Annotated in this window: 28 protein-coding genes and 4 tRNA genes; 8 read left to right on the forward strand and 24 right to left on the reverse strand. The window is 71.3% G+C overall.

Annotation, left to right across the window (positions count from 1 at the left end; all coding sequences use genetic code 11):
• The first annotated feature begins 20 nt into the window (after positions 1 to 20).
• Positions 21 to 704: a YqaJ viral recombinase family protein gene (locus EDF23_RS11770; protein WP_123938623.1), complete on the forward strand. Its 684-nt coding sequence runs from the start codon at positions 21 to 23 to the stop codon at positions 702 to 704.
• Positions 705 to 713: 9 nt separating this feature from the next.
• Here EDF23_RS11770 and EDF23_RS11775 read toward each other — a convergent pair whose 3' ends face one another.
• From EDF23_RS11775 to EDF23_RS11800, 6 genes are all read right to left on the reverse strand, one after another.
• Positions 714 to 1,322 carry a Pr6Pr family membrane protein gene (locus EDF23_RS11775; RefSeq protein WP_123938622.1) on the reverse strand — a complete coding sequence of 203 codons (609 nt, stop codon included), beginning with the start codon at positions 1,320 to 1,322 and terminating at the stop codon, positions 714 to 716.
• A gap of 100 nt (positions 1,323 to 1,422) precedes the next feature.
• Positions 1,423 to 2,112: a 50S ribosomal protein L1 gene (gene rplA, locus EDF23_RS11780; RefSeq protein ID WP_123292110.1), complete on the reverse strand. Its 690-nt coding sequence runs from the start codon at positions 2,110 to 2,112 to the stop codon at positions 1,423 to 1,425.
• A 90-nt stretch (positions 2,113 to 2,202) separates the two neighbouring features.
• Entirely contained in the window at positions 2,203 to 2,634 is a 432-nt protein-coding gene (gene rplK, locus EDF23_RS11785) for a 50S ribosomal protein L11 (protein ID WP_022906459.1), read from the reverse strand.
• 144 nt (positions 2,635 to 2,778) lie between these two features.
• Positions 2,779 to 3,792 (reverse strand): transcription termination/antitermination protein NusG, encoded by a 1,014-nt coding sequence (gene nusG / locus EDF23_RS11790; protein ID WP_111084261.1) that lies wholly within the window; start codon positions 3,790 to 3,792, stop codon positions 2,779 to 2,781.
• A 119-nt stretch (positions 3,793 to 3,911) separates the two neighbouring features.
• Entirely contained in the window at positions 3,912 to 4,190 is a 279-nt protein-coding gene (secE, locus tag EDF23_RS11795; RefSeq protein WP_111084262.1) for a preprotein translocase subunit SecE, read from the reverse strand.
• A 20-nt stretch (positions 4,191 to 4,210) separates the two neighbouring features.
• Positions 4,211 to 4,283: transfer RNA gene (locus EDF23_RS11800), tRNA-Trp, on the reverse strand.
• A 180-nt stretch (positions 4,284 to 4,463) separates the two neighbouring features.
• Between EDF23_RS11800 and EDF23_RS11805 the strand changes: the two genes are divergently transcribed.
• Complete coding sequence (locus EDF23_RS11805) at positions 4,464 to 5,645, forward strand: pyridoxal phosphate-dependent aminotransferase (RefSeq protein ID WP_131921844.1); 1,182 nt, start codon at positions 4,464 to 4,466, stop codon at positions 5,643 to 5,645.
• An 85-nt stretch (positions 5,646 to 5,730) separates the two neighbouring features.
• Here the strand turns inward: EDF23_RS11805 and EDF23_RS11810 are convergent, their stop codons facing one another.
• From EDF23_RS11810 to EDF23_RS11820, 3 genes are read right to left on the reverse strand one after another with little or no spacing between them, the layout of a single operon-like run.
• Positions 5,731 to 6,747, reverse strand: a complete 1,017-nt coding sequence (locus EDF23_RS11810; RefSeq protein ID WP_243648903.1) for a UDP-N-acetylmuramate dehydrogenase — start codon at positions 6,745 to 6,747, stop codon at positions 5,731 to 5,733.
• A gap of 14 nt (positions 6,748 to 6,761) precedes the next feature.
• The gene (locus tag EDF23_RS11815) at positions 6,762 to 7,187 is read right to left on the reverse strand and encodes a MaoC/PaaZ C-terminal domain-containing protein (protein WP_131921749.1); all 426 of its coding nucleotides are present in this window, start codon (positions 7,185 to 7,187) and stop codon (positions 6,762 to 6,764) included.
• The gene (locus tag EDF23_RS11820) at positions 7,184 to 7,633 is read right to left on the reverse strand and encodes a MaoC family dehydratase N-terminal domain-containing protein (protein WP_123292106.1); all 450 of its coding nucleotides are present in this window, start codon (positions 7,631 to 7,633) and stop codon (positions 7,184 to 7,186) included. The genes EDF23_RS11815 and EDF23_RS11820 overlap by 4 nt, the downstream gene beginning before the upstream one ends.
• Positions 7,634 to 7,762: 129 nt before the next feature.
• Here EDF23_RS11820 and EDF23_RS11825 point away from each other — a divergent pair, with 129 nt between their 5' ends.
• Positions 7,763 to 8,161 carry a hypothetical protein gene (locus EDF23_RS11825; RefSeq protein ID WP_131845699.1) on the forward strand — a complete coding sequence of 133 codons (399 nt, stop codon included), beginning with the start codon at positions 7,763 to 7,765 and terminating at the stop codon, positions 8,159 to 8,161.
• A gap of 186 nt (positions 8,162 to 8,347) precedes the next feature.
• On the opposite strand, the gene EDF23_RS11830 is transcribed toward EDF23_RS11825, so the two are convergent.
• From EDF23_RS11830 to EDF23_RS11850, 5 genes are all read right to left on the reverse strand, one after another.
• Positions 8,348 to 8,421: transfer RNA gene (locus EDF23_RS11830), tRNA-Met, on the reverse strand.
• A 32-nt stretch (positions 8,422 to 8,453) separates the two neighbouring features.
• Positions 8,454 to 8,525: transfer RNA gene (locus tag EDF23_RS11835), tRNA-Thr, on the reverse strand.
• 93 nt (positions 8,526 to 8,618) lie between these two features.
• Positions 8,619 to 9,842, reverse strand: coding sequence for a M23 family metallopeptidase (locus EDF23_RS11840; RefSeq protein WP_131921750.1), 1,224 nt, complete (start codon positions 9,840 to 9,842; stop codon positions 8,619 to 8,621).
• Positions 9,843 to 9,990: 148 nt separating this feature from the next.
• Positions 9,991 to 10,812 (reverse strand): inositol monophosphatase family protein, encoded by an 822-nt coding sequence (locus EDF23_RS11845; RefSeq protein WP_131921751.1) that lies wholly within the window; start codon positions 10,810 to 10,812, stop codon positions 9,991 to 9,993.
• Between the two features lie 57 nt (positions 10,813 to 10,869).
• Positions 10,870 to 10,954 (reverse strand) — tRNA-Tyr (locus EDF23_RS11850).
• A 137-nt stretch (positions 10,955 to 11,091) separates the two neighbouring features.
• On the opposite strand from EDF23_RS11850, the gene EDF23_RS11855 reads away from it, so the two are divergent.
• Together EDF23_RS11855 and cls are read left to right on the forward strand one after the other, a co-directional pair.
• Positions 11,092 to 11,580 (forward strand): YajQ family cyclic di-GMP-binding protein, encoded by a 489-nt coding sequence (locus EDF23_RS11855; RefSeq protein WP_111084269.1) that lies wholly within the window; start codon positions 11,092 to 11,094, stop codon positions 11,578 to 11,580.
• A gap of 5 nt (positions 11,581 to 11,585) precedes the next feature.
• Positions 11,586 to 13,046, forward strand: coding sequence for a cardiolipin synthase (gene cls / locus EDF23_RS11860; protein ID WP_123292102.1), 1,461 nt, complete (start codon positions 11,586 to 11,588; stop codon positions 13,044 to 13,046).
• Between the two features lie 180 nt (positions 13,047 to 13,226).
• Here the strand turns inward: cls and EDF23_RS11865 are convergent, their stop codons facing one another.
• From EDF23_RS11865 to EDF23_RS11880, 4 genes are all read right to left on the reverse strand, one after another.
• Positions 13,227 to 14,342, reverse strand: a complete 1,116-nt coding sequence (locus tag EDF23_RS11865; protein ID WP_131921752.1) for a heparan-alpha-glucosaminide N-acetyltransferase domain-containing protein — start codon at positions 14,340 to 14,342, stop codon at positions 13,227 to 13,229.
• A 5-nt stretch (positions 14,343 to 14,347) separates the two neighbouring features.
• A complete protein-coding gene (locus tag EDF23_RS11870) occupies positions 14,348 to 15,721 on the reverse strand; it encodes an FAD-dependent oxidoreductase (RefSeq protein WP_123338847.1) in 1,374 nt (457 codons plus the stop codon).
• 86 nt (positions 15,722 to 15,807) lie between these two features.
• The gene (locus EDF23_RS11875) at positions 15,808 to 16,884 is read right to left on the reverse strand and encodes a polyprenyl synthetase family protein (protein WP_111084273.1); all 1,077 of its coding nucleotides are present in this window, start codon (positions 16,882 to 16,884) and stop codon (positions 15,808 to 15,810) included.
• 32 nt (positions 16,885 to 16,916) lie between these two features.
• Entirely contained in the window at positions 16,917 to 17,708 is a 792-nt protein-coding gene (locus tag EDF23_RS11880) for a demethylmenaquinone methyltransferase (RefSeq protein WP_131921753.1), read from the reverse strand.
• 108 nt (positions 17,709 to 17,816) lie between these two features.
• Here EDF23_RS11880 and EDF23_RS11885 point away from each other — a divergent pair, with 108 nt between their 5' ends.
• The gene (locus EDF23_RS11885) at positions 17,817 to 19,076 is read left to right on the forward strand and encodes an isochorismate synthase (protein ID WP_131921754.1); all 1,260 of its coding nucleotides are present in this window, start codon (positions 17,817 to 17,819) and stop codon (positions 19,074 to 19,076) included.
• Positions 19,077 to 19,084: 8 nt separating this feature from the next.
• Here EDF23_RS11885 and menD read toward each other — a convergent pair whose 3' ends face one another.
• Together menD and EDF23_RS11895 are read right to left on the reverse strand one after the other, a co-directional pair.
• A complete protein-coding gene (menD, locus tag EDF23_RS11890; protein WP_131921845.1) occupies positions 19,085 to 20,830 on the reverse strand; it encodes a 2-succinyl-5-enolpyruvyl-6-hydroxy-3-cyclohexene-1-carboxylic-acid synthase in 1,746 nt (581 codons plus the stop codon).
• Entirely contained in the window at positions 20,823 to 21,179 is a 357-nt protein-coding gene (locus tag EDF23_RS11895; RefSeq protein WP_131921755.1) for a PLD nuclease N-terminal domain-containing protein, read from the reverse strand. Before EDF23_RS11895 ends, menD begins: the two co-directional genes overlap by 8 nt.
• Before the next feature lie 64 nt (positions 21,180 to 21,243).
• Here EDF23_RS11895 and EDF23_RS11900 point away from each other — a divergent pair, with 64 nt between their 5' ends.
• Positions 21,244 to 21,579, forward strand: coding sequence for a DUF4229 domain-containing protein (locus EDF23_RS11900; protein WP_131921756.1), 336 nt, complete (start codon positions 21,244 to 21,246; stop codon positions 21,577 to 21,579).
• A gap of 12 nt (positions 21,580 to 21,591) precedes the next feature.
• Here the strand turns inward: EDF23_RS11900 and EDF23_RS11905 are convergent, their stop codons facing one another.
• The 4 genes from EDF23_RS11905 to EDF23_RS11920 are packed head-to-tail and all read right to left on the reverse strand — an operon-like array spanning position 21,592 to position 25,153.
• Positions 21,592 to 22,593 carry a 1,4-dihydroxy-2-naphthoate polyprenyltransferase gene (locus tag EDF23_RS11905; protein ID WP_123339055.1) on the reverse strand — a complete coding sequence of 334 codons (1,002 nt, stop codon included), beginning with the start codon at positions 22,591 to 22,593 and terminating at the stop codon, positions 21,592 to 21,594.
• A gap of 50 nt (positions 22,594 to 22,643) precedes the next feature.
• Positions 22,644 to 23,774 (reverse strand): AMP-binding protein, encoded by a 1,131-nt coding sequence (locus tag EDF23_RS11910; RefSeq protein ID WP_131921757.1) that lies wholly within the window; start codon positions 23,772 to 23,774, stop codon positions 22,644 to 22,646.
• Between the two features lie 16 nt (positions 23,775 to 23,790).
• The gene (locus tag EDF23_RS11915) at positions 23,791 to 24,720 is read right to left on the reverse strand and encodes a 1,4-dihydroxy-2-naphthoyl-CoA synthase (protein WP_111084280.1); all 930 of its coding nucleotides are present in this window, start codon (positions 24,718 to 24,720) and stop codon (positions 23,791 to 23,793) included.
• 22 nt (positions 24,721 to 24,742) lie between these two features.
• Positions 24,743 to 25,153, reverse strand: coding sequence for a hypothetical protein (locus EDF23_RS11920; protein ID WP_123292094.1), 411 nt, complete (start codon positions 25,151 to 25,153; stop codon positions 24,743 to 24,745).
• Between the two features lie 133 nt (positions 25,154 to 25,286).
• Between EDF23_RS11920 and EDF23_RS11925 the strand changes: the two genes are divergently transcribed.
• Complete coding sequence (locus tag EDF23_RS11925) at positions 25,287 to 26,276, forward strand: o-succinylbenzoate synthase (RefSeq protein ID WP_123938609.1); 990 nt, start codon at positions 25,287 to 25,289, stop codon at positions 26,274 to 26,276.
• The last annotated feature ends 19 nt before the right edge of the window (positions 26,277 to 26,295 follow it).

A 26,295-nucleotide genomic window follows, 5' to 3' on the forward strand; every position in this document is an offset into this window, starting at 1 on the left:
GTCGGGGGGAGAATCGACGGGTGACGATCGTGCAGCCCACCCTGTGGGGCGACCTGGACCCCGGACTGGAGGAGCTGTCTGCCTCCGCCACGCCGGCTGCGGTCCCCGGGCGCGACGCGTTCACCGCCCTGCGCGGCCACACCGAGCGGATCGTCGCGCACTCCTCGGACCGCTTCGCCTGGCTCCGCGCCCGCGCCGCGGGCATCACCGCGACCGACGTCGCTCGGCTCGCCTCGCTGCACGCGGTCGAGGCCGTCGTCACCGAGAAGCGCTACGGCTCACGGTTCTCCGGCAACGCGTTCACCGAGCACGGCAAGGACCGCGAGCCCCACATCGCCGCCTGGGTCGCGGCCACCCACGGCATCCAGCCATCGGCGCACCTGTTCCACGCCGCCGCGAACCGGGCGCACCTCGCCACCCCCGACGGCGTCGGTGTCCAGGGCTCGCGGGTGGTGCTCGCCGAGATCAAGACCACCGCGAAGGGCTGGCGGAGCATCCCCCGGCACTACCTGCGGCAGATCTGGTGGCAGCAGTACGTGCTCGGTGCCGACCGCACCCTGTTCGTCTGGGAGCGCCACGACGGCTTCGTCCCCGTCGCCGACGAGCCCGAGTGCCGTTGGGTCGACCGTGACGACGACCAGATCCGCGGACTCGTGCAGCTCGCCGACCTGGTGCTCGACAAGCTGCGCGACTTCCGCTCGTAGCCCGTCAGCTCAGACCTTGACGAGTCTCAGCCGGCTCATCCCCACGACCAGGACGCCGAGCAACCCGATCGAGACGCCCACGCCGACGCAGTAGATCGCCACGACGCCGTACCCCTGCGCCGGGTCGAGGAACGGGTACGGCACCCAGCCGTCGGTCGCGCCCCGGATCAGGATGACGATCGTCCACACCGCCGGGTAGATCAGGAACCACCAGACGTGGCGGAGGAGCAGCTTCGACCGGTCGGAGAACAGCAGCCAGTCGAGGACCGCGTACGCGGGGATGACCTTGTGCAGCACGTCGTTCGACCACTGGACGCTCGCCGACACGTCGACGTTCGTCAGCAGGGTGTTGTAGACGATGCCGGTCGTGGCGATGTAGACCGTGCCGGCGCCCCGGAGCAGGCTCACCCGCAGATCCCCACGCTTGCGGCGGGCCGAGGCGACGAGGGTCACCGCCAGGGCCACGGCGATGATGACGTTCGACTGGATCGTGAAGTAGCCGAAGAAGTTCCACGGGTTGTAGACGTCCGTCTTCGAGCTGACGAGCCACTGGGCGACGATCGCGACGACGACGGCGATGACGGCGATCAACCGGAGCGAGTTCACGAGGGTGCGCACGAGACCACGCTACCGGGACGCGCGCCCCTGCACGCGAAAAGGGCCCGCACCGTTGCCGGTGCGGGCCCTTCTGCGAGTCAGTGACTCGGAGTCAGTGGACTCAGATGCTGTTGACGTCCAGCGGGATGCCGGGACCGAAGGTCGTCGAGACGGCGCCCTTCATGACGTAACGGCCCTTCGAGGAGCTCGGCTTGAGGCGGTTGATCTCCTCGAGCGCGGTCGAGATGTTCTCGTCGAGCTGCTCCGGCGTGAACGAGGCCTTGCCGACGACGAAGTGCACGTTGGCGTGCTTGTCGACGCGGAACTCGATCTTGCCGCCCTTGATGTCGTTGACGGCCTGCGCCACGTTCGGCGTCACGGTGCCGGTCTTCGGGTTCGGCATGAGGCCACGCGGGCCGAGCACCTTGCCGAGACGACCGACCTTGCCCATGAGCTCGGGCGTCGCGACGGCGGAGTCGAAGGACGTGTAGCCCTCGGCGACCTTCGCGATGAGCTCGTCGCCACCGACCTCGTCGGCGCCGGCTGCGATCGCGGCCTCGGCCGCTGCACCCGTCGCGAACACGATGACGCGGGCGGTCTTGCCCGTGCCGTGCGGCAGGATGACCGTGCCGCGGACCATCTGGTCCGCCTTGCGCGGGTCGACGCCGAGCTTCAGTGCGACCTCGACCGTGGAGTCGGTCTTCGCAGAACCGGTCTCCTTGGCCAGGGCGACTGCCTCGGTCGGGGTGTAGAACTTGTCGGCCTCGATCTTCGCGGCCGCGGCTTCGTAGGCCTTGGACTTCTTCGCCATGGTGGTCTCCTTGCGAGATACGTGGTTGACGAGCCGGCGCGGCTCTCCCACGGAAAGGTGTCTGGGTGTGGGCCGGAGCCCGATCGGTGCTTAGGCCTCGACCGTGATGCCCATCGAGCGTGCGGTGCCGGCGATGATCTTCGCGGCCTGCTCGATGTCGTTGGCGTTCAGGTCGGCCTGCTTGGTCTCGGCGATCTGACGGACCTGGTCCATCGAGATCTTCGCGACCTTGACCGTGTGCGGGGTCGCGGACCCCTTCTGCACACCAGCAGCCTTCTTGATGAGCTCAGCGGCCGGCGGGGTCTTGAGGACGAACGTGAACGAACGGTCCTCGTAGACGGTGATCTCGACCGGCACGACGTTGCCACGCTGCGACTCGGTCGCCGCGTTGTACGCCTTGCAGAACTCCATGATGTTGACGCCGTGCTGACCGAGTGCCGGACCGATCGGCGGGGCCGGGTTGGCGGCTCCCGCGTTGATCTGCAGCTTGATCAGGCCCGTGACCTTCTTCTTCGGTGCCATGACTTGTCTTCCTCCTGGAATCGAACGCACGGGGATCCGTGCACTCTCCCGCTGGTCCGGCCGTTCCGGACCGCGGTGAAGGCCCACACGCACGAGGCGTGCGGGCCCAAACTCGATGAGTCTACCCGAACGGGGAGACCTGGACTAGAGCTTCGTGACCTGGTCGAAGCTGAGTTCGACCGGGGTCTCGCGCTCGAACAGCGAGACGAGGACGGTGAGCTTGCCGCTCTCCGGCTTGATCTCGGAGATCGAACCCGGCAGGCCCGCGAACGAGCCTTCCTTGATGGTGATCGTCTCGCCGACCTCGAAGTCGACCTCGGCAGCGGGCTGCGCCTGCAGGGAACCGCCGGACTTCGAGCCACCCTTGGTCGGGGCGGCCTCGGCGACCTGCACGAGGGACTTGAGCATGCCGAACGCCTCGTCGAAACGGAGCGGCGTCGGGTTGTGGGCATTGCCGACGAAGCCGGTGACACCGGGGGTGTGCCGGACGACGGACCACGAGTCCTCGTTGAGGTCCATGCGGACGAGCACGTACGAGGGGATCCGGACGCGGGTGACCAGCTTGCGCTGCCCGTTCTTGATCTCGACGACGTCCTCCATCGGGACCTCGACCTGGTAGATCGACTCCTCCATCGACATCGACACCATGCGGTTCTCGATGTTCGACTTCACGCGGCGCTCGAAGCCCGCGTAGGAGTGGATGACGTACCACTTGCCCGGCTTCATCCGCAGCTCGACCTTGAAGGCCTCGTACGGGTCGACCTCGGCCTCTTCGGCGTCGTCGTCCTCGGCGTCGATCGCTTCGTCGGCGGCGAGGGTCTCGTTCGCCTCTTCGGCGGTCTCGGACTCGAGTTCGATCTCTTCCTCGTCCTCGACCGCCTCGACGGCGGCCTCGGCCTCGTCAGCGGAGTCGATCTCGAGGGCGTCCTCGACGACGGCGTCGGCCTCGGGGTCCTTGGACTCCTGCAGTGCCGTCAGCTCCTCGTCGATGCCGAGGGACTCGTCGTCCTCGGACTCGACGGAGATCGCGCGCTCCTCGGCGGACTCGGCGGAGCGCTCCTCGCCGGTCTCGACGTCGCCTTCCTGGTTCTCCTCGACCTCGGAGGACTGCTCGGCAGCCGTCGCGAGGTCGATGTCGTCGCGGGAGTAGTCAGACACAGTCGATTCTTTCCGTTCGGTGGTGCGGGTCGGGATGGCGGACGGTCCTGGTCACGATCGGCACCGTCTCGGGCGACCGTACTCCAGTGGACTGCCGCACTCGGCAGTCGACGTCCGGGTCAGGCCGTGGGCCCGTTGCCGAAGACGTACCCGACGCCGAGACCGAACACGAAGTCGAGGATCGACACCAGGATCATCATCACGACGACGAAGACGAGCACGACCAGCGTGTAGCTGAAGAGCTCCTTGCGGGTCGGCGTCACGACCTTGCGCAGTTCGCCGATCACCTGACGGATGAAGAGCACGATGGCAGCGATCGGACCCCGGCGCTCGGCCCGGTCCTGCTTCGCCTTGGCGACGACGTCGTCCGCCGTCGTCTCCATGTCTTTGCTCGCCAACTTCTACCCTTCCAGAGTTGCAGGGCGGACAGGACTCGAACCTGCAACCTGCGGTTTTGGAGACCGCTGCTCTACCAATTGAGCCACCGCCCTTCAGAGCACGTCCGTCACCGATCGTGTTCCGGTGGTCGAGTGTACGGGAGTCCGTCACACGGTGTCCACTTGGCCCCCTCCACGGCGTGCCGCGCCGATAGGCTGGCACCCGTGAGCACCGCAGCCCCCGGCCCCGAGTCCACCGCAACCCCCGCCGCCGCGCCGACCGATCGGCCGCGCATCGCGTCCCGCATCGCGGCGATCGCCGAGTCCGCGACGCTCAAGGTCGACGCGAAGGCCAAGGCCCTGAAGGCCGCGGGCCGACCCGTCATCTCCTTCGCCGCCGGCGAGCCCGACTTCGCCACGCCCGACCACGTGGTCGTCGCCGCGGTCGAGGCCGCACAGGACCCGAAGAACCACCGGTACACGCCGGCGACCGGTCTGCCGGAGCTGAAGCAGGCCATCGCCGAGAAGACCGCACGCGAGTCCGGCATCACCGTCGACCCGTCGCGGGTGATCGTCACCAACGGCGGCAAGCAGGCCGTCTACCAGGCGTTCCAGACCATCGTCGACGCCGGTGACGAGGTCCTGCTCCCCGCCCCGTACTGGACCACCTACCCCGAGGCCATCCGCCTGGCCGGTGGCGAGCCGGTCGAGGTCTTCGCCGGCAGCGACCAGGGCTACCTCGTCACCGTCGAGCAGCTCGAGGCCGCGCGCACCCCGAAGACGAAGGCGCTGCTGTTCTGCTCGCCGTCGAACCCGACGGGCGCCGTCTACACCGCCGAGCAGACCACGGCCATCGGCGAGTGGGCACTCGAGCACGGCATCTGGGTGATCAGCGACGAGATCTACCAGGACCTCGTGTACGACGGACTCCGCTTCACCGGCATCCTCGACGCCGTGCCGGCCCTCGCCGACACCACGATCCTGGTCAACGGCGTCGCGAAGACCTACGCGATGACCGGCTGGCGCGTCGGCTGGTTCATCGGTCCCGCCGACGCGGTCAAGGCCGCGTCGAACCTGCAGTCGCACCTGTCGTCGAACGTGTCGAACGTGTCCCAGCGCGCCGCGATCGCCGCCCTCACCGGGCCGCAGGAGCCGGTGGCGGCCATGCGCGAGGCCTTCGACCGCCGTCGCCAGGCCATCGTCGCCGGGCTCAACGCGATCCCGGGCTTCGTCACGCCGACCCCGCAGGGCGCCTTCTACGTCTACCCCGACGTCACCGCACTGCTCGGTCGCGAGTGGGCGGGCTCGACCCCGACGACGACCCTCGAGCTGGCCGACCTGATCCTCGAGCACGCCGAGGTCGCGGTCGTCCCGGGCGAGGCCTTCGGTCCGTCCGGCTACCTGCGCCTGTCGTACGCGCTCGGCGACGACGACATCGCCGAGGGTGTGGCCCGCCTGGCGAAGTTCTTCGCGTAGTCCCCCCGATCACAGAACGGGCCGCCTCGTCGAGGTGGCCCGTTCTGCGTTCCGGGAGGCCCGTGGCCGGGTCGTGCCCGTGCGCTCAGTCGAGCAGGTCCCCCACCACGACGGGCTCCGGCACGAGCGACACCCCGAAGCGGTTCAGGACCGTGACCTGTACGTACCGTGCGAGTTCGGCCACCTGGGCCGCCGTCGCGCCGCCACGGTTGGTCAGGGCCAGGGTGTGCTTCGACGAGATCGCCGCGCGCGACCCCGGCACGGCGTAGCCACGGTGCACCCCCGCGTGCTCGATGAGCCAGGCGGCGCTGAGCTTGACGTCGTCGCCGGCCGGCCACCGTGGCGCGTCGGCGGGGAGGGTCTCGGCGAAGGGCGCGGACACGATCGGGTTCGTGAAGAACGACCCGGCGCTCCAGGTGTCCCGGTCGTCGGCGTCGAGCACCATGCCCTTCGAGGCGCGGAGGCGCAGGACCTCGTCGCGGACCGTCGTGGGCTCCACGAGGGCACCGAGGTCGACCCCGAGCGAACCGGCGAGCTGGGCGTACCGCACCGGCACGCCGTGCTCCTCCGCCGTGCCGAGCCGGAACTCGACCGTCAGCACGACACCGCGGCGTCCGTGCTTGAGGGTCGACGTGCGGTAGCCGAGCGCCAGCTCGGCCGCGGGCACCCACGTGCGCTCCCCCGTGGCCGCATCGAGGAACTCGACCCGGGTCAGCACGTCGGAGAGCTCGACCCCGTAGGCGCCGATGTTCTGCACGGGGGCGGCGCCGACGGTGCCCGGGATGCCGCTGAGGGCCTCCAGGCCGGTCCAGCCGTTCGCGACGGTGGTGGCGACGAACGCGTCCCAGGGTTCGCCGGCCGCGACACGGACGGTGACACCGTCGGCGTCCGTGTCGGCGTCCACCCCCGTGGTGCGGACCAGGACGACGGTGCCGTCGAAGCCGGAGTCGGCGACCAGCACGTTGCTGCCGCCGCCGAGGACCAGCCACTCGTGGTCGTCCCATGCGGTGCGCGTGTGGTCGACGAGCTCGTCGGTCGTCGTGGCCGTGAGCAGCCGCGCGGCCGCCCCACCGACGCCGAGCGTCGTGAGGTCGGCGAGCACCGGCTCGTGCACGGTCAGCGGAACGCCACCGTGACCTGCGCCTTGCCGAGCACGGTCTGCCCGCCGGCGGTCACGGTGAGGTCGATGCGCTTCGGTCGGCCGTCGTCGTCGACGGTGCCGACCTTGGCGACGATGCCGATGGTCGCGCCCTGCTCCGGGTCCACGACGACGGGGCGGGTGAAGCGGACGCCGTAGCCCGCGACCCAGCCGCTGTCGCCGAGCCACTCGGAGACCGGCTGCACGGCGATGCCCATCGTGAGCATGCCGTGCGCGAGGACGCCGGGCAGGCCGACCGAGGTGGCGACGTCGTCGCGGTAGTGGATCGGGTTGAAGTCACCGGAGGCGCCGGCGTAGCGGACGAGCGAGTCGCGGGTGACGTGCACCTCGCGCTCGGCGACGACCGTGCCGACCTCGATCGCGGTGGCGGGTGCGGCGGTCATGCGTCGTCTCCTCGGACCACGAGGGTCGACGTCGCCGTGACGACGTGCTCCCCCGAGGCGTCGTTCATGGTGCTCTGGGCCGTGACCATCGCGTTGCCGCCGAGCGTCTTGACGCTCGTGACGGTCAGGGTCGCGGTGAGTTCGTCACCGGCCACGATGGGCCGGTCGTAGGTGAAGGACTGCTCGCCGTGGACGACACGGGAGAAGTCGATGCCGGCGTCCGGCTCGGCCAGGAGCTGCGCGAGCGTGGCTTCCTGCACGACGACCGCGAAGGTCGGCGGGGCGACGACGTCGGCGTACCCGGCGGCGCGGGCCGCATCGGGTTCGTGGTGGACGGGGTTGGTCGCGAACACCGCGCGCGAGAACTCGCGCACCTTCTCGCGACCGACCAGGTAGGGCTGGGCCGGCGGGAACGTCCTGCCGACGAGCTCGGGGTTCACTGACACGTCGGCAGTCTACCGACGCCCGTCCGGGGGCCTGTCGATGCTGAGGATGCATCGGCTAGGCTTGCTGCGCCGGTTCGGGGGAATCGGCGGTCCGGTCGCGACACCGGATCAGGGGACGGGGGAGCAACGATGGACACCAGGACCGAGTTCGCCGTGCACACGGGCGACCGGTGCACCGCGATGGAGGTCGCCGGCGCGGCACTCCGCACGGCGGGACACCACGTCGAGTCGACCGGTGGGACCCTCACCGCGACGACCGGCAACCGGCTGCTGACGATCCTCCTCGGCGCGCTCGTGCACCCGTCCCGCGAGTTCCGCCGCTACGAGTTGTCGACGACCGTCACCGGGGCCTCCACCACGATCACGCTGCGGCACCGCGGACACGGCACGGCCGTCTCCGGCGGCAGCATCGGCGCGAGCCGGCGACGGGCTGCGTGGCACGAGGTGAACGCGGCGATCGAGCGCGCACTGCGCGCGGCCGGCGTGCTGCAGACGCGGACCGACACCGGGTCGCACTCCGCGCTGTAGGGCCGACCCCAGGGCGGACGGGAGGCCCGGTGTGGGTCCGCCACGCGCCTCCTGGCACGCACCTGGTCCAGCGCACAGCCGAAGTGCGTCCGCACCGCTGTGCACGCAGCCCGGGAACGACGCAGCCTTGGAACGACGCAGCCCGGGAACGACGAAAGCCCGGCGAACAGATCGCCGGGCTTGCTGTAGCGAGGGCGGGACTTGAACCCGCGACCCCACGATTATGAGTCGTGTGCTCTAACCAACTGAGCTACCCCGCCAGAGATCCGGAGCGACACGCGCACCGGGTCGGAGCCCCGAGTCAGGATTGAACTGACGACCCCCTCCTTACCATGGAGGTGCTCTACCACTGAGCTATCGGGGCGATGTGCCGCGAACGGCACCACACGAGGATAGCAGACCTCCGACGCTGCTCCGGAACCGGGCGAGACGCCCGGGCGTGCCGCGTCGGCGACCGCTAGTTCGCGTTGGTCTGGAGCCACGCCAACGGGTCCACGGGGACCCCGTCGACGTGCACTTCGAGGTGCAGGTGCGGGCCCGTGGAGTTGCCCGTGCTGCCCACGAGACCGAGCTCGTCGCCGACCTCGATCTGCTGACCGGTGACCACCTTGAAGGAGTTGTCCTCCATGTGGCCGTACACGCTGACGAACTGCTTGCCGTCGACGTCGTGCTCCACCCAGACGTCGTTGCCGAAGCCGCCGTCGTTCGCCTGGACCTTGATGACAGTGCCGGCGGCGATCACCCGGATCGGGGTGCCCTCGCCGGGAGCGAAGTCGACGCCCATGTGGTTCGTCGAGCAGAACGAGCAGCCCGCGACCTGACGACCGCCGAAGCCGGAGGTGATCGGGACGCCGGTGAGGAACGGCCACTGGATCGTGCCGGTCGGGTCGTTGGTGAAGCTCGAGGCGTCGACGTTCTTGTACTGCGTGGCGTCCGACACCGTGTACTGGTCGCGGCTCGTCGACCCGTCGGCTGCGGCGCTGACGCTCATCGACTGGGTCGCACCGCTCGCCGTCGACCGGGCCGCGGTCGAGCCGGTCTCCGGCACGTAGAGCGCCTGGGCGGGCAGCGACGTCGAGACGACGAGACCGGCGACGAAGAGGAGCGCACCGACGGCCGTCACGCGCGAGGCCGCACGGCGGAACGAGGCACCCTGCTTCCGGGCGGCCGGAGCCGGGGCGGGCACGGCGGCGGTGCGGCTGGCCGCGATGTGCCGGGTGGCGCGGTCGACCTGCACGGCCGGTGCGGCACGGCCGGTCCGCCGACGGGACGCCGGGACCTGGCCGATGACACGGCGGGGCTGGGGCGCGACGGACTCCGCTGCAGCCGTCGCGGTGTGCGGCGCCGTGGCGCGGACGTCCGGCGAGGTGGGAGCCGGCGGCGTCGTGATGCGCGAGGCCGGACGGACCGCCGACTCGGGCAGCGCGGGCGACACCGGTGCGAGGTCGATCGGCGACACGGGAGCGGCGGCCGACGACGGTGTGGTCAGCCCGACGACCTCGTCGAACGACGGGCCCGCGGCACGGTCGGCTGCGACGTCCTGCGCGTGGTCCTGCGTGCCGGGAGCACCCTTCGCAGCCGCTCGCTCCGCCTCGATCCGTGCTCGTCGGGTCAGGTGGACGACCGGGGTGGCGGCGTCGACGGGACCGGTGGGGACGGACGTCAGTGGGGAGTGGGGCATGCGTGCGGTGGCGATCCTGATCGAGGAAGGGGCGCGCTCGTTGGTAACGAGCAGATAACGGGACCTGAGCACGGTAGCAAACGTCGTCGCACGTCGCCAGTCGTGGTCATGTCCACCGGGCACCCCCAGACCGAGGGACCGACGGACCTCAGATGCCGAGCGCCTCCGCTTCCAGCCCGCGCAGCAGCGCCTCGAGGTCGTCGGCCACCGTGGGGCTCGCGAACAGGAAGGAACGGGTGCCGCCGGCCTCCCAGATGCGGACCGACGCTCCGGCCTCGCGCGCGACGACGGAGCCGCCGGCCATGTCCCACGGGTTGATCCCGCGCTCGTAGTAGGCGTCGACGACCCCGGTCCCGACCGCGCAGCAGTCGAGCGACGCCGCTCCCCCGCGCCGGATGTCCCGCACCTCGCCGATCAGCCCGGCGAGCACGGACACCTGCTCACGGCGCCGGTCGGCCGTGTACCCGAAGCCCGTCGCCACGAGTGTCTCGGCGAGCGAGGCCGGAGCACTGACGGACAGGGGCACGCCGTCACGGGTGGCGCCCTGTCCGGCGGCGGCACGGAACACCACCCCGGTCGCGGGAGCGACGACGACACCGGCGATCGGCTCCCACGTCGTCGGGTCGGCGGAACCCCGCACGACGCCGATGCTCACGCCGTACTCGGCGCTGCCGTACAGGTAGTTCACCGTGCCGTCGATCGGGTCGACGACCCAGGTGATGCCCGACTCCCCCGACGCCGAGCCGGACTCCTCGCCGTGGAACGCGTCGTCCGGCCGGGCCTCGGCGATCCGGGCGCGGATGAGCGCCTCGACCTCGCGGTCCGCCGCCGTGACCACGTCGACGATGCTCGACTTCCGGTCGGCGACCTCGACGCCCTCGGCCCGTCGTCGCGCGGCGAGCGTGGCCGCTTCGCGCGCGATCGTCTCGGCGAGGTCGGCGAACTGGGACGGTGTGCAGTCGGATGCCATGCACCGATCCTGCCAGGGACGACGAAAGCCCCGTCCGGGTCGGACGGGGCTTCGCGATGGTGGCAAGTGAGGGATTCGAACCCCCGAAGGCTACGCCGGCTGATTTACAGTCAGATCCCTTTGGCCGCTTGGGTAACTTGCCATGCGCACCCAGCCGGTGTGATCACCAACCGAAGGCGCGCACAAAAGCATAGCGGATCCGGAACGGTGGTCGTGACCACCGCGAACCGATCTGCGCGACCGGAACCGGGCCTCCAGTCCGCCGTTAGGCTGTCCGGCATGGCAGACAGTTCCTTCGACGTGGTCAGCAAGGTCGACAAGATGGAGGCGGAGAACGCCCTCAACCAGGCGGCCAAGGAGATCGAGCAGCGGTACGACTTCAAGGGCGCGGACGCGTCGGTCGCCTTCAGCGGCGAGGACGTCCTCATCAAGGCGAACTCGGAAGAGCGCGCGAAGGCCGTCCTCGACGTCCTGCAGAGCAAGGCGATCAAGCGCAACATCAGCCTGAAGAGCCTCGACGCTGGCGACCCCTACCCCTCGGGCAAGGAGTACCGCATCGAGGTGAAGTTCAAGAACGGCATCGAGCAGGACGTCGCGAAGAAGATCGGTGCGTTCCTGCGGGCCAACGCCCCGAAGACCGTGAAGAGCCAGATCCAGGGCGACGAACTGCGGGTCTCCTCGAAGAGCCGCGACGACCTCCAGAACACGATCCAGCTCCTCAAGGGTGAAGAGTTCGACGTCCCGTTGCAGTACATCAACTTCCGCTGACGTCCGTGGAGCACTGGCTCACCGTCGCGATCACGGTCCTGGCCGTCCTGCTGGACCTGGCGATCCGCGTCTTCTCGATCATCTACGTCCCGATCAACCGGAAGCCGCAGACGGCGACCGCCTGGCTGCTGGCGATCTTCCTCATCCCCTACATCGGCTTCATCGTCTTCCTGGTCATCGGGTCGACGAAGCTGCCGCGTGCGCGGCGTGAGAAGCAGACCGAGATCAACGCGTACATCCTCGAACAGACCGAGGGCATCGAACGCGTGCGCCGTGACCACCCGTGGCCGCTGTGGCTCGAGAGCATCACCACACTGAACCGTGAACTCGGCGCGATGCCGCTGGTCGGTGGCAACTCGGCGGAGCTCTACCCCGACTCCGAGGAGTCGATCGCGGAGATGACCCGGGCGATCGAGCAGTCGCGGCGGTTCGTGCACGTCGAGTTCTACATCGCGACGCTCGACGACACCACGCGACCGTTCTTCGACGCGCTCGCCCGTGCACAGGCCCGCGGCGTCACCGTCCGGTTCCTGCTCGACCACTGGGCCAGCCGCGGTTACCCCGGGTACAAGGACACGCTGGCGTTCATGGACCGCGCCGGCATCGAGTGGCACCTCATGCTCCCGCTGCTGCCGCTGCAGGGGAAGTTCCAGCGCCCCGACCTGCGCAACCACCGGAAGATCATGGTCATCGACGGCTCGGTCGCGTTCACCGGGTCGCAGAACCTGATCGACCCCTCGTACGACATCAAGTCGCACATCGAGAAGGGCATGGTCTACAAGGACCTGTTCGCCCGGTTCGAGGGACCGGTCGTCGCGGGGTTGAACGCACTGTTCGTCACCGACTGGTACAGCGAGACCGACGAACTGCTGCTCCGTGAGAGCGACCCCGTCCAGCGGGCCGACCGCGGCGACGCCCTCGACTGCCAGGTCGTGCCGTCCGGGCCCGGGTTCGACGGCGAGAACAACCTGCGCCTGTTCAACGCACTGCTCTACTCGGCGCAGAAGAAGGTGTCGATCACCTCGCCGTACTTCGTGCCGGACGACTCGATGCTCTACGCCATCACGACGACCGCCCAGCGCGGCGTCGAGGTCGAGCTCTTCGTCGGCGAGATGGGCGACCACGCCATGACGTGGCACGCGCAGCGCTCGTACTACGAGGGACTCCTCCGCGCCGGTGTGCGGATCTGGCTGTACCGGGCACCGACGATCCTGCACGCCAAGCACTTCACCATCGACGACGAGGTGTCGGTGATCGGGTCGAGCAACATGGACATGCGCTCGTTCAGCCTGAACCTCGAGGTCTCCGTGATGGTCCGAGGCCACCGCTTCGTCGACGCCCTGCGCGAGGTGCAGGACGCCTACAAGGAGCACAGCTTCGAGCTGACGCTCGACGAGTGGGTCGACCGTCCGCGCCGGTCCAAGGTGCTCGACAACGTCGCGCGGCTCACGGCAGCGCTGCAGTAGCGGACGACCGGGAGGCGCGGCTCGCCTCCGCCGCGCACGGTGCGTCGTCCTCCACCCGGTGCGACCTTGGCAGCACGGTGCGTCGCGACAGCGTGTCACCCAGCGGGCAAGCCCGCGGTGAATGAACAACGCTGCACCGTGCGGCAGCGCTCCGGGACCGGATCGGCCCGGCAGGAGCGCTCAGCGCATCGGGACGGTGGACGCCAGGGCCGCGACGGCCCGCTCGAGCGGGCCCCGGCCGAGGAACCGGCGCCAGACCATCGCGAACACGACCGAGCCCAGCGCGAACCAGCCCCACGCCTCGGCCGACTCCGGGTACTCGGGCAGCATCGCGATCACCACGAGGTGTCCCGAGTAGATCGTCAGGGGCATCGACCCGACGGCGGCGAGCGGGAACGCGATCCGCTCGGCGACCCGCCCGCGCCCGTCGAACACCAGGGTGCAGAGCGCGATGACCGCCACCGCCACCCCCGCGGTGCCGACCACGTCCACCGTCGTCGACGAGTGGTCGCGCGGTGACAGGAAGAGCTGGGCGAGGGCCTCGGCCGGCGTGCTGCCCTCGGCGGCGTACGGGACCCCCGGGAACGCGAACGCGGCCCCCGACGGAAGCGGCGCGAGGACCGTGCCGACGACGTACGCGGTGGCGGCGACCAGTGCGCCGGACGCGAGGAGCACGACCTGCGTGCCCCGCATCTCCAGCCCGGCCCGGGCGACGGCGAGACCGACCAGGACGTACGCCAGGAAGGTGACCACGGGGTAGACCAGGCCGAGCTGCTGTCCGACCATGCCCGCGTCGGCGTAGGCCGGTGCGGTCGAGACAGCGACGATCGGCGACAACACGGCGCAGGCGCCCGCGATGGCGAGGAGCCACGCCGGGCGGACCCGGAGCACCGGGATCACCAGCAGGAACAGCACTCCGTACGTCGGCAGGATGACGTAGACCGGGGTGTCCAGGGCGATGAGCACGAACCCGATTGCGACGACGGCCGCGGCGCGGATCGCCAGGCGCGCCCGGACCCGCCCGATCGTCGGGGGCCCTGGCGGAGTCGTGCGACCGCTCGTCAGGCCGATCGAGACGCCGGCGAGGACGGCGAACAGCGTGGACGGGCGCCCGTGCGCCACGGCGGACCACGTCGACGGATCGGACCAGTCGAGCTGGTCCGCGATGCCGCCGATGTGCGCGGCCATCATGCCGAGCAACGCGACGGCCCGCGCGACGTCGACGCCCTGCAGTCGCACGCCGGACACGGACGCGCCCCGCACCGCGGTGGGCGGGACGGGGCGCGTGTCGGTCATCGGTGTCAGTTCGTGGGCACGTCGACGCGACCGAGGGACACGTCGATCATCTCGTCGCGGGGCACGACCTTGATGCGCTCACGGCCCTCGGCAGCACCGAGCGCGAGCTCGTGGGTGTCCAGGTGGTGCCAGCCCTCGAGGTCGGTGTACTCGACGCCACGCTCGCGGAGCAGGGCCGGGATCGCACCCTCGGAGGGGTCCTCCGGCGTCCACCAGCTCGCCTGGTCGTTGACGATGTGCTGCACGGTCTCCATGGCGTCGGACTTGGTGTGCCCGATGAGCCCGACCGGGCCGCGCTTGATCCAGCCGGTGGCGTAGACGCCCGGGATCTGCTGGTTGTCGTCGTCGAGGACCTGGCCCTCGTGGTTCGGGATGACGCCGTGGCGCTCGTCGAACGGCAGCCCGGGCAGCGGGGAACCGAAGTAGCCGACGGCACGGTAGGCCGCCTGGATCGGGATCTCGCGGATCTCGCCCGTGCCCTCGACACCGCCCTCGCCGTTCGGCCGGGTGCGCTCGTACCGGATCGCGGTGAGGTTGCCCTGCTCGTCGCCGACGAACTCGGTCGGCTTCGCGTAGAAGTGCAGGTGCAGCCGCCGGCTCGCCTGGCCGGTCTCGCGGGTGCGCCACTGCTCGAGCACCCGGTTGATGACCATGACCTGCTTGTTCGTGGCGATCGCGGTCTTCGACGCCTCGTCGTGGTCGAAGTCCTCGTCGTAGACGACCATGTCGACGTCACGGACCTCGCCGAGCTCGCGGAGCTCGAGCGGCGTGAACTTCACCTGGGCAGGACCACGGCGGCCGAAGACGTGGACGTCCGTGACGGGCGACGCCTTGAGGCCCTCGTACACGTTCGCCGGGATCTCGGTCGGCAGCAGGTCGTCGGCGTGCTTCGCGAGGATGCGGGAGACGTCGAGCGCGACGTTGCCGACCCCGATCACCGCGACGCTCTCCGCGGTCAGCGGCCAGGTGCGCGGGACGTCGGGGTGGCCGTCGAACCAGCTGACGAAGTCGGCGGCACCGTAGGAGCCCCGGAGGTCGACGCCGGGGACGTCCAGGTCGGCGTCCTTGATCGCGCCCGTCGAGAAGACGACCGCGTTGTAGTGCTTCTTGAGGTCCTCGAGGGTGATGTCCTCGCCGAAGCGGACGTTGCCGAACAGCCGGACGACACCGCGGTCGAGTACGTCGCGCAGGGCGTTGACGATGCCCTTGATCCGCGGGTGGTCGGGGGCGACGCCGTAGCGGACGAGTCCGTACGGCGCGGGGAGCTGCTCGAACAGGTCGATCGACACGTCGTGTCCGTGGGCCTCGCGCAGCAGGATGTCCGCGGCGTAGATGCCGGCGGGTCCGGCGCCGACGATGGCGATTCGGAGGGTGGGCACTGATCGTCTCCAGTTCGTTCGGGTGGGGTGCTCCCGGCGGTGCGTCCCGCGCGGCGACCGTGGGGTCGTCCGGTCGCGGGTGGTGTTCAGCGGCTGCGGTCGACGACGGAGTCGGCGAAGCGGGTGAGTGCCCGCTTGACGGTGCCGTCGGGCAGCGGGGCGAGGGCGTCCACGGCTTCGCGGGCCCAGCGGACCGCGACCGTGCGCGTCGACGCGGTCGCCTCGTGGTCACGCAGAGCGGCGACGGCCGACTGGTACGGCACGGAGCCGACCGCGTCGTCCGGGGCGCCGTTCACGTCGCGCTCGATGCGCAGGACGAGGTCCTGCGCCGCCGGGTCGGTCGCCGCGTGCCGACGCAGGTGCAGCATCGGCAGCGTGTCGACGCCGGCTCGGAGGTCGTTGCCGGCGATCTTGCCGGTCTTGTCCGTCGCCGGTGCCAGGTCGATGACGTCGTCGACGAGCTGGAAGGCGACGCCCACCTTCTCGCCGAAGGTCCCGACGGCGTCGAGGTAGGCACGGTCGGCGCCGGAGAACATGACACCGGCGCGGGCGGCGGTCGCGATGAGCGAGCCGGTCTTGTCGCTGAGCACCTGGATGTAGTGCTCGACCGGGTCGTCGTCGGGCTGCGGGCCGGTGGTCTCGTGCAGCTGCCCCATGCAGAGGCGCTGGAAGGTCTCGGCCTGCATCCGGATGCCCTCGGTGCCCAGGTCGGCGGTGATGAGGCTGGCGCGGGCGAAGAGCAGGTCGCCGGTCAGGATCGCGACGTTGTTGCCGTACGTGATCTGCGCTGCGGGGACCCCGCGGCGGACGGGCGCTTCGTCCATGACGTCGTCGTGGTAGAGCGACGCCAGGTGGGTCGTCTCGATGCTGACGGCGGCCTTGACCACGGCGTCGGTCACCCCGTCGCCGAGCTGCGCGATGAGCAGCGTCAGCGTCGGACGGATCCGCTTGCCGCCCGCGGACAGCAGGTAGCGGCTCGTGGTGTCGGCGAGGGTGTCCGTGGACCGCATGGCGTCCTCGAGCCCCTGCTCGACGAGTTCGAGACCGTCGTCGACGGCGGCGATGAAGCGGCGGTCGGCGGGCGTGGCGAACAACCGCTCGCCGATGCCCAGCGAGGCGCGGAGGCTCGGCGCGCGACGTGCGACCGGGACGCTCGGATTCAAGTGCTGCTCCGTCTTCGGGGGATGGTGACCGGTCAGTCGTCGGCCGGGTCGACGCACGGCTGCTCGCCGGTGGTCTGGTGGTCGCGGCGTGCCTTCGCACGACGGGCCGCGGACTCGCGCACCGTGTCGGCGACGGGCTTGCGGCCACGGTGCAGTGCGACGATACCGGCCGTGAGGTTCCGGTAGGCGACCACGGAGAAGCCGACGCCGCGCAGCCACTGGGTGAGGACCTGCTGGTCCGGCCACGCGTCGATCGACTCGGCGAGGTAGCGGTAGGCGGCGGGGTTGCTGCTCGAGAGCTTCGCGATGCCCGGGAGCACGCGCTTCAGGTAGGTGCCGTAGCCGAGGCGCAGCAGCGCACGCGGCGGGGTCGAGAACTCGCAGATGACCACTCGGCCGCCGGGCTTGAGGACCCGCAGCATCTCGGCGAGCGCCTGCTTCGGGTCGTTCACGTTGCGCAGCCCGAACGAGATCGTGACGGCGTCGAATGTGTCGTCGTCGAAGGGCAGGTGCTCGGCATCGCCCTCGACGAAGGTGATCTCGGGGTGCCGCTCGCGACCGACCGCGATCATGCCGGCGGAGAGGTCGAGCGCGCTGACCTCGGCCCCCTTCTTCGCGAAGGCCGCGGCACTCGTCCCGGTGCCCGCGGCGATGTCGAGGACCTTCTCGCCGGGCTGGGGGTCGACCGCCCGCACCGTGGCGACACGCCACAGCGGTGCGTTGCCCGCCGACAGGATGTCGTTCGTGAGGTCGTACTTGGCCGCGACGTCGTCGAACATCGCCGCCACCTCGTCCGGCCGCTTGTTCAGGTCCGCTCTGCTCACCCGACCAATCCTAGAGGTCCCGACCGTACGTTCACCGGACTCGCAGCAACGGCCCACTCGTCGAGCGCGCGGCCAGGTGGTCCACCGACCGCGCGTAGCATCGGAGCCGTGACCCGAACCACCACGGCGGCGCCCCCGCTGACGGTCTCCACCCGGATCCTCGACGACCCGGGCACCGTCCTCCGCCACACCCTGCGCGACCGTCCCCTGGCCTTCGTCCGGAACGGTGACGGCATCGTCGGCATCGGGGAGGCGCTGCGGTTCACGTTCACCGGCCCCGACCGGATGCGCGACGCCGCCGCGGTCTGGCGCACCGTCGTGGAGTCGGCCGTCGTCGACGACCCGGTGCAGCTGCGCGGCTCCGGCCTGGTCGCGTTCGGCTCCTTCGCCTTCGCTGACGACTCCGCCGACGAGAGCGTCCTGATCGTCCCGCGCGTGGTCATCGGCCGTCGGCGCGGCAAGGCCTGGCTCACGGCGATCGACACGACCGTCGGCGCCGAGCCGCTCACGTTCACGCGGACCTCGGTGCCGGTCCCCCACGTCGGACCACACGTCTCCGTCGCGCTGCACCCCGGCCGGATCGACGAGGCCGCCTACGCCGCGAACGTCGCCGAGGCCGTGCGGCGCATCGCCGCCGGGAGCGCGCAGAAGGTCGTCCTCGCCCGCGACCTCGTCGGCAGGATGCCAGCGGACGCCGACCACCGCGCCCTGCTGCTCGACCTCGCCGCCGCCTACCCGCAGTGCGTCACCTTCGCGGTCGACGGCCTGGTCGGTGCGACCCCCGAGACGCTCGCCCGCACCGACGGCACCCGGTTGACGGCGCGGGTGCTGGCCGGCAGCGCCGCACGCGGTGCCGACGAGGTGTCGGACCGTGCCGCTGCCGAGGCCCTCGCCGCCAGCGCGAAGGACGTCGACGAGCACGCGTTCGCGATCGACAGCCTGCTCGCCTCGCTCCGCCCGCTCGTGACCGAGTTGCGCGCCGACCCCGAGCCGTTCCGGCTGCAGCTGCCGAACCTGTGGCACCTGGCGACCGACGTGCAGGCGACCCTGCCGCCGGACACCACCTCGCTCGACGTCGCCGACGCCCTGCACCCGACCGCCGCCGTCGCGGGCACCCCGACCGACGTGGCCGTCCGGCTCGTCGCCGAGCTCGAGGGCGTCGACCGCGGTCGCTACGCCGGCCCGGTGGGCTGGATGAGCGCCACCGGCGACGGTGAGTGGATGCTGGCGCTCCGCAGCGCCCGGATCGACGACGACGGCACCGTCCGGGCCTGGGCGGGTGCGGGCGTCGTCGCGGGGTCGGAACCGGCGCGCGAGGTCGCCGAGACCGCCCTGAAGTTCCGACCGGTCACCGACGCGCTGGCCTGAGCGCCGCGTCAGTCGGCCAGCGGGACCTCGATGACGACCCGCTCGGCCGGATCGGTGAGCACCCGCTCGAGGTCGCCCCACGTCTCCGCGCGGCGGTACTCCCAGCCGAGGCCGGTCACGACACGTTCGACATCGACGTGCTGCGGCGTCGACATCATCCGCCGCATGTCCTCCGGTGGAGTGGTGCGTGCCACCTCGAGCCCGCGGAAGATCGCGCCGCCGTGGTCGTTGCCGACGACGACCTGGACCCGGTGCGTGCGCTCCTCGGTGCCGGTGACGAACGCCCCGAGGTCGTGCAGCAGGGTCAGGTCGCCGAGCAGCACGCGCGTGGTGCCGACCGACGCCGACGACTGTTCGAGGGCCGCGGCGATCCCGAGCGCCGTCGACACGGTGCCGTCGATTCCGGCGAGCCCGCGGTTCGCGTGCACCCGGATCTTCTTGCCGAGCACGCGCCCGTCGGCGACGCGGATGATCTGCGAGGCGCCGAACACGAGCCGGTCGTGCGGCCACGTCACGCCCCACACGGCGTCCGCGAGCATCGCGCGGTCGACGGGCCGGCGGCGGAGGGCGACCTCGTCGCGCAGGAACTTGTTGCGCTCGGCACGGTCCGGGGACCGCTTGGCGCCGAGGTCGGGTCCCGCGTCACCGTCGCCGAGCAGCTGCCGGCTCGCACCGACCCAGCGGCCGACCCACGCACGGTGCTCCGGCCGGGTCCGGCCCGTCACGCGGACGTCGGACACGAAGGTGGTGTCGGAGGGCCGGGAGGCGCGGGCTGGGTCGAAGGGGTCGGCCGCGTGTCCGCGGACCACGATCGTCTCGACCCCCTGCCGCTGCAGGAGCGCCGGGACCTCGCGACTGAGGGTGGGGTGGCCGAGCACGACGGCACGACGGACCAAGCCGCCGAAGTCCTGGTCGCGCAGGAGTTCGCGGTAGGTGACGACGAGGTTCCGGCCGAACCGTGCGCCGCTGGAGACCTCGGCGAGCAGGGGCGCGCCGAGCTCCCACGCGATGCGCTCGGCGTCCTCGCCGGCGTCGTGCCCGGCGATGACGACCGTGCCCGGTTCGTCGTCCGGCGACAGCTCGGCCACCGGGAGTCCGCCGTGCGCACGACGGGTGGCGAACGCGGTGTCGACCTCGTCGTCGGGGACGCCCTGCACGCGGTCGGCGTCGAGGCCGGCGGACAGGGGTTCACGGAACGCGACGTTGAGCTGCGCCGGCCCCGGCTGTCCGGTGTGTCCGGCGGCCGCGGCGACGGCCTGGCGGGCGAGGTCGCGGAGCGCTGCACGCACCGAGGCGTCGGCTCCGTGCGCAGAGGGCGCCTCGACGTCGCGGACGAAGGCGACCGCGTCGCCGAACATCCCCGGCTGGACGGTGGTCTGATTGCTTCCGATGCCGCGGAGCTCGTCCGGCCGGTCGGCGCTCAGCACGATCATCGGGACACCGGAGTGGTGCGCTTCGAGGACGGCGGGGTGCAGGTTGGCGACGGCGGTGCCCGAGGTCGTCACGACGGCGGCCGGTCGACCGGACTCCACCGCGAGCCCGAGGGCGAAGAACCCGGCGGTGCGCTCGTCGAGCCGGACGTGGACGGTCAGGCCGCCAGCCCGCTCGAGGGCGACGGCCGCGAGCGCCAGGGCCTGGGACCGCGAGCCGGGGCTGACGACGACGTCGGTGACGCCGGCGCGGACGAGTTCCTGCAGCAGCGTCAGGGCGGCGTCCGTCGCCGGACTGCCCGATCCGGCGGGACCGTCAGCGATCGGTGCGGCCGTCGTCGTCTCGGTCGTGGAACTGGTCTTCGAGGTCTCGGAGGGTCGCGTCGTCCTGGTCCTTGTCCGTGAGGGTGTCCCCCGGAACGGGCGTGGTGCCGAGGAAGTCCGGGTCGTCTTCGGGTCCACGGTACCGGGCGGTCGTGCCCGGGGACGCCGGCGAGCGGCCGAGCAGGAACCAGAGCACCCCACCGAGGACGGGGAGGACGATCACGAGGAGGATCCAGACACCGCGCCTGAGGGATCGGACACGTTCGCGGGGCATCGTCGCGCAGTCGATGGCCGCGTACACCGTGAAGGCGACAGCGGCGACGACGACGATCAACCACAAGCGGACCATGCCCAGGAGTCTAGGTCGCGAGCCTGTGACGACCCTGCCGGTCGGCCGTCCGTAGACTCGCAGGGTGAAAGCGTGGTTCCTCTACACCCTGGCCCGGCTCGGCATCTTCGCGGCGGCGCTCGTGCTCCTCCGGCTCCTGACCCCGATGCCCTGGTACTGGGCGACGATCATCGCCGCCCTCGTCGGGCTGCTGGTGTCCTACATCGCGCTCGCCGGACTCCGCACCAAGGTCGCCCTGAGCCTGGCGAACCGCCGCGGTGGCCCGGAGCGCGACGCGGACACCGACTTCGAGGACGACTTCGTCGACGCGGCGGACACCGACGCCGCGGACACGCCGACCGTGCGCCCGGTGTCGGACGCCGACCGGCACGCCGCGCGCCGGGACACCGACGCGGAGTAGTCCGGCGGAGTCCTACGGCTGGACGGCGAGCGTGATGCCGAGCACGACGCCGAAGACCAGCGAGGCGAACGACGACAGCTGCAGTGCCGTGATGAGTTCACGGGGCTTGCGCGACGACACCCCGATCGCGAGCGCCGGCAGGGCCAGCAGCAGCGAGAAGTACGTGAAGCCCGTGCGGAAGTAGAGCAGGACGAACCAGAGCAGCACGACGTACGGCAGCAGCAGGAACAGGCCGTACAGCACCCGTGCCACCGGTCGTCCGACGACGACGGCCAGGGTGCGCTTGCCGGCGAGACGGTCCTCGTCGATGTCGCGGATGTTGTTCACCATCAGGACCGCGCAGGCGAAGAACCCGGCGGCGACCGCGGCGGCCCACCCGCTCGTGGTGGCCTGGCCGATGAGCACGTACTGGGTGCCGAGCACGGCGACGAGGCCGAAGAACACGAAGACGAAGACCTCGCCGAGCGCGTTGTAGCCGTAGGGCTTCTTGCCGCCGGTGTAGAACCACGCGGCGACGATGGCCGCGGCGCCGACGAGCAGCAGCCACCACAGCTGGGTGAGCACCACGATGACGATCCCGGCGACGGCAGCCAGCCCGAAGAACGTCAGCGCGACGGTCAGCACCGTGCGGGGCTTCGCGAGCCCGGCCCCCGTCAGTCGAGCGGGGCCGACGCGGTACTCGTCGGTGCCGCGGACCCCGTCGGAGTAGTCGTTGCTGTAGTTCACGCCGATCTGCAGGAACAGTGCCACCGCCAGGGCGAGCAGCGCGATGGCGAGGTGCCCGTCCTGCGCCAGGAACGCGCCGAAGTCGCCCGTGGTGCCGCTGTCGACGAAGCCCACGGTGGTGCCGAGCACCACGGGGACCACACCGAGCGTCAGCGTGCGGAGCCGTGCCCCGCCGATCCAGTCCCGCGCGGTCGCCCGGCGCTTCGAGCGGACCGGGGTCGCAGCCTTCGCCGGGTTGCCCGAGCGGCCCTGCTTGTGCGTCGTGTTCTTCGTTCGTGCCACGACCACCGATCCTATCCGCGCCGCGTCGCACTGCACCGCGGTGCCGACGCGCGGGCCTACGAGGACGCCAGGTCCTGGATCGCCCGCCGGTCGGGCTTGCCGGACGCGAGCATCGGCAGCCGGTCGACCACCACCACCGCGGCCGGACGTGCGGCTCGGCCGAGGGCGTCGCCCACGTGGGACCGGACGGTGTCGAGGTCGAGCGGTCGCTCGGTGACGACGACCGGCACCTCGCCCCACTCCCCCGAGGCCCGTCGGGTGACGACTGCGCCGTGCTGGTCGGGCAGGTCGCGCACGAGCCGCTCCACCGCGCCGAGCCGGACCTTCTCGCCGCCGGAGATCACCACGTCGTCGAGGCGTCCGAGCACCCGGACCACCCCGTCCGACACCGTGGCGGCGTCCCCCGTGCGGTACCAGCGCAGGCCGTCGCGCTCGCCGAACGTCGCGGCCGTGCGGTCCTCGTCGCCGAGGTACCCCTCGGCGAGCATCGGACCCGCCAACTGGAGCTCGTCGTCCACCACCGCGGTGCGGACGGTCCCGAACGGCACGCCGTCGTACACGCAGCCGCCGCTCGTCTCGCTGGCGCCGTAGGTCGTCACGATGCGCACGCCCGCGGCGACCGCTCGCTCGCGGAGCGCCGCCGGGGTCGCCTGCCCGCCGACGAGGACCGCGTCGAACCTGCCCAACGCAGCCGTCGCGCGGTCGTCGTCGAGCACGCGGGCGAGCTGCACGGGGACGAGCGACGTGTAGCGACGGGGAGCCGCTGGGCCGGTGACGAGCTGGTCCGCGGCGTCCGCGAACGCCGTGGCGTCGAAGTGCCCCGGTGCCACGACGACCGGCGTCGTCCCCGCGGCGATCGAGCGGGTCAGGACGTTGAGGCCCGCGATGTAGTGCGTGGGCAGCGCCAGCACCCAGCTGCCCGGTCCGCCGAGCGCTGCGTCCGCCGCTGCGGCACCGGCGAGGAGCGCCTCGGACGAGAGGGCCACGCGCTTGCCGGTGCCGGTGGACCCGCTCGTCTCGACCACCAGGGCGACCCGCTGCCGGACCTCGGCCGGTGGCGGGGTCGGCAGCGCCGGTGCTCCCTCGGCGACGGGGAGCAGCGCGGGGCCGCCGGCGAGCGCTGCCTCCAGGCCGCGGAGCACCGCCAGCGGATCCGACGTGCCCAGCGCGACCAGCGGACGGGTCATGCCGGCACCGCCGGGCTCAGTAGTGCCACGGGAACGACGTCCACTCGGGGGCGCGCTTCTCGAGGAACGAGTCGCGGCCCTCGACGGCCTCGTCGGTGCCGTAGGCGAGCCGCGTCGCCTCGCCCGCGAAGACCTGCTGGCCGACCATCCCGTCGTCGACGGCGTTGAACGCGTACTTGAGCATCCGGATCGCCGTCGGGGACTTGCCGAGGACGATCTCGCCCCAGCGGATCGCCTCACGCTCGAGGTCCTCGTGCGGGACGACCGCGTTCACGGCCCCCATCTCGTACGCGCGCTGCGCCGAGTACTCCTGCGCGAGGAAGAAGACCTCGCGCGCGAACTTCTGGCCGATCTGCTTGGCGTAGTAGGCGCTGCCGTACCCGCCGTCGAACGACCCGACGTCGGCGTCGGTCTGCTTGAACCTGCCGTGCTCGGCGCTCGCGATGGTCAGGTCGCAGATCGCGTGCAGCGAGTGCCCGCCGCCGGCTGCCCAACCGGGGACGACGGCGATGACGACCTTGGGCATCATGCGGATCAGGCGCTGCACCTCGAGGATGTGCAGTCGTCCCATCGACGCCTGCGCGGCGGCGGGGTCGACTCCTTCGGGCGGCGCACCCTCGTCGCCGACGTACTGGTAGCCGCTGCGCCCCCGGATGCGCTGGTCGCCGCCGGAGCAGAACGCCCAGCCGCCGTCCTTCGGGCTCGGGCCGTTACCGGTCAGCAGGACGACGCCGACGCGGGGGTCCTGACGGGCGTCGTCGAGCGCCCGGTAGAGCTCGTCGACGGTGCGCGGACGGAAGGCGTTCCGTACCTCGGGCCGGTCGAACGCGACCCGGACGATCCCCTTGGAGACGTGCTTGTGGTACGTGATGTCCGTGAACTGCTCCGCGATCGGAGCCGCGGTCCAGACGTCGGGGTCGAACAGGTCGGAGACGGGAGCAGCCATGCCCCCAACGTACCGCCGCCGGTCAGGCGCCCATGCCGGTCAGGACCTCGGGTGCGACGAACACCAGGATCACGATGAGGATCACCGGGTTGGCGAAGAAGGCGACCACGACGCCGATCGCCCCGTACCACCGGCCGAGGCCACCGACGGCCGCGACGAAGCCGAGCACCGCCGCGATGAGCGTCAGGAAGACCACGACGAAGCAGATCCCGAACGCGAACTCGGTGTCACCGCCCATGAAGACCGCGAAGGCGCTGGCGTCCACCGCGGCGGACACCACCGCGAGGCCGAGGGCGATCTTGCCGACGATCGGGCTGCGGCGCTTCCGACCTGCCGTCTGGCGGACGTCGACGGTGTTCTGCTGCATGAGCCGCGCGAACTCGTCGGTGTCGCGACCGGGGCGCTGCGCACGCTGCTGCGGTTCCCGCGCCACCGCGCCTCCCTCGTTCCGGACGGTTCGATCCGGGTCGTGACCAGTGCCGACCGAGGCCGACCGATGCATGCTAATGCCCTGCCCTGGCGGTCCCCTTCGAGGAACCGGCAGGTGCCCTGGGTGCGGTGGGAGGATGGCCGACGTGCTCCCCGACCTCGCCGAACTCACCGCCGACGCGCACGTGGTCGCCCTGCCCATGCGGGTGCGGTTCCGCGGCATCACCACGCGCGAGGCGCTCGTCCTCCGCGGCCCCTCGGGCTGGACCGAGTTCTCACCCTTCGTCGAGTACGCCGACGCCGAGGCCGCCGCGTGGCTCCGGGGCGCGATCGACTTCGGCTGGACCGAGCACGAGGCCGCCGCCGACTCGGTGCCGGTGAACGCCACCGTGCCGGCGATCGCCCCGGACCAGGTCGCCGCACTGCTCGCGCGCTACCCCGGGTGCACCACCGCCAAGGTCAAGGTCGCCGAGCCCGGCACCACCGTCGACGAGGACGTCGCCCGGGTCGCCGAGGTCCGACGGGTGATGGGCCCCGCGGCCGCCGTCCGGGTGGACGCCAACGGACTGTGGAGCGTCGACCAGGCCACCGAGGCGCTCGAACGCCTTGCCCCCTTCGACCTGCAGTACGCCGAGCAGCCCTGTCGGACCGTGCCGGAGCTCGCCGCGCTGCGGGCACGGATCGACGGCCTCGGGGTGCGGATCGCCGCGGACGAGAGCGTTCGCAAGGCCGCCGACCCCCTCGCCGTCGCACGAGCCGGAGCGGCTGATGTCCTGGTCGTCAAGGCACAACCGCTCGGGGGCGTCACCGCGGCGCGGACGGTCATCGCCGAGGCCGGGTTGCCGTGCGTGGTCTCCAGCGCGCTCGACACCTCGGTGGGGCTCGGTATGGGCGCGTTCCTCGCCGCGGCTGCGATGTCCCCGGGGTACGCAGCCGGGCTCGGGACCGCCGCGATGTTCGCGTCCGACGTCACCGTGGACCCGCTGCTGCCGGTCGGGGGCCGCGTGCCGGTGCGACGGGTCGCGGTGTCGGCGGACCTGCTCGACCGGAACGCCGCGTCGCCGGAGCGCACGGCGTGGTGGTTCGCGCGGGTGGCGCGGGTGCACGCCGTACTGGCCGCCGCGTAGACCCGTCTTCCCGGCCCTG

Origin of the sequence: Curtobacterium sp. PhB128 (assembly GCF_004340725.1) — a bacterium.
In the GTDB taxonomy this organism is placed as follows: domain Bacteria; phylum Actinomycetota; class Actinomycetes; order Actinomycetales; family Microbacteriaceae; genus Curtobacterium.

Bases quoted from the DNA above. Each gene is read 5' to 3' on its own strand.
- EDF23_RS11855 (WP_111084269.1), top strand. From the start codon at position 11,092: ATGGCAGACAGTTCCTTCGACGTGGTCAGCAAGGTCGACAAGATGGAG.
- EDF23_RS11865 (WP_131921752.1), bottom strand. From the start codon at position 14,342: ATGACCGACACGCGCCCCGTCCCGCCCACCGCGGTGCGGGGCGCGTCC.
- EDF23_RS11825 (WP_131845699.1), top strand. From the start codon at position 7,763: ATGGACACCAGGACCGAGTTCGCCGTGCACACGGGCGACCGGTGCACC.
- EDF23_RS11840 (WP_131921750.1), bottom strand. From the start codon at position 9,842: ATGCCCCACTCCCCACTGACGTCCGTCCCCACCGGTCCCGTCGACGCC.
- rplA (WP_123292110.1), bottom strand. From the start codon at position 2,112: ATGGCGAAGAAGTCCAAGGCCTACGAAGCCGCGGCCGCGAAGATCGAG.
- EDF23_RS11915 (WP_111084280.1), bottom strand. From the start codon at position 24,720: ATGGCTGCTCCCGTCTCCGACCTGTTCGACCCCGACGTCTGGACCGCG.
- EDF23_RS11910 (WP_131921757.1), bottom strand. From the start codon at position 23,774: ATGACCCGTCCGCTGGTCGCGCTGGGCACGTCGGATCCGCTGGCGGTG.
- EDF23_RS11845 (WP_131921751.1), bottom strand. From the start codon at position 10,812: ATGGCATCCGACTGCACACCGTCCCAGTTCGCCGACCTCGCCGAGACG.
- rplK (WP_022906459.1), bottom strand. From the start codon at position 2,634: ATGGCACCGAAGAAGAAGGTCACGGGCCTGATCAAGCTGCAGATCAAC.
- EDF23_RS11895 (WP_131921755.1), bottom strand. From the start codon at position 21,179: ATGGTCCGCTTGTGGTTGATCGTCGTCGTCGCCGCTGTCGCCTTCACG.
- EDF23_RS11925 (WP_123938609.1), top strand. From the start codon at position 25,287: ATGGCCGACGTGCTCCCCGACCTCGCCGAACTCACCGCCGACGCGCAC.
- EDF23_RS11815 (WP_131921749.1), bottom strand. From the start codon at position 7,187: ATGACCGCCGCACCCGCCACCGCGATCGAGGTCGGCACGGTCGTCGCC.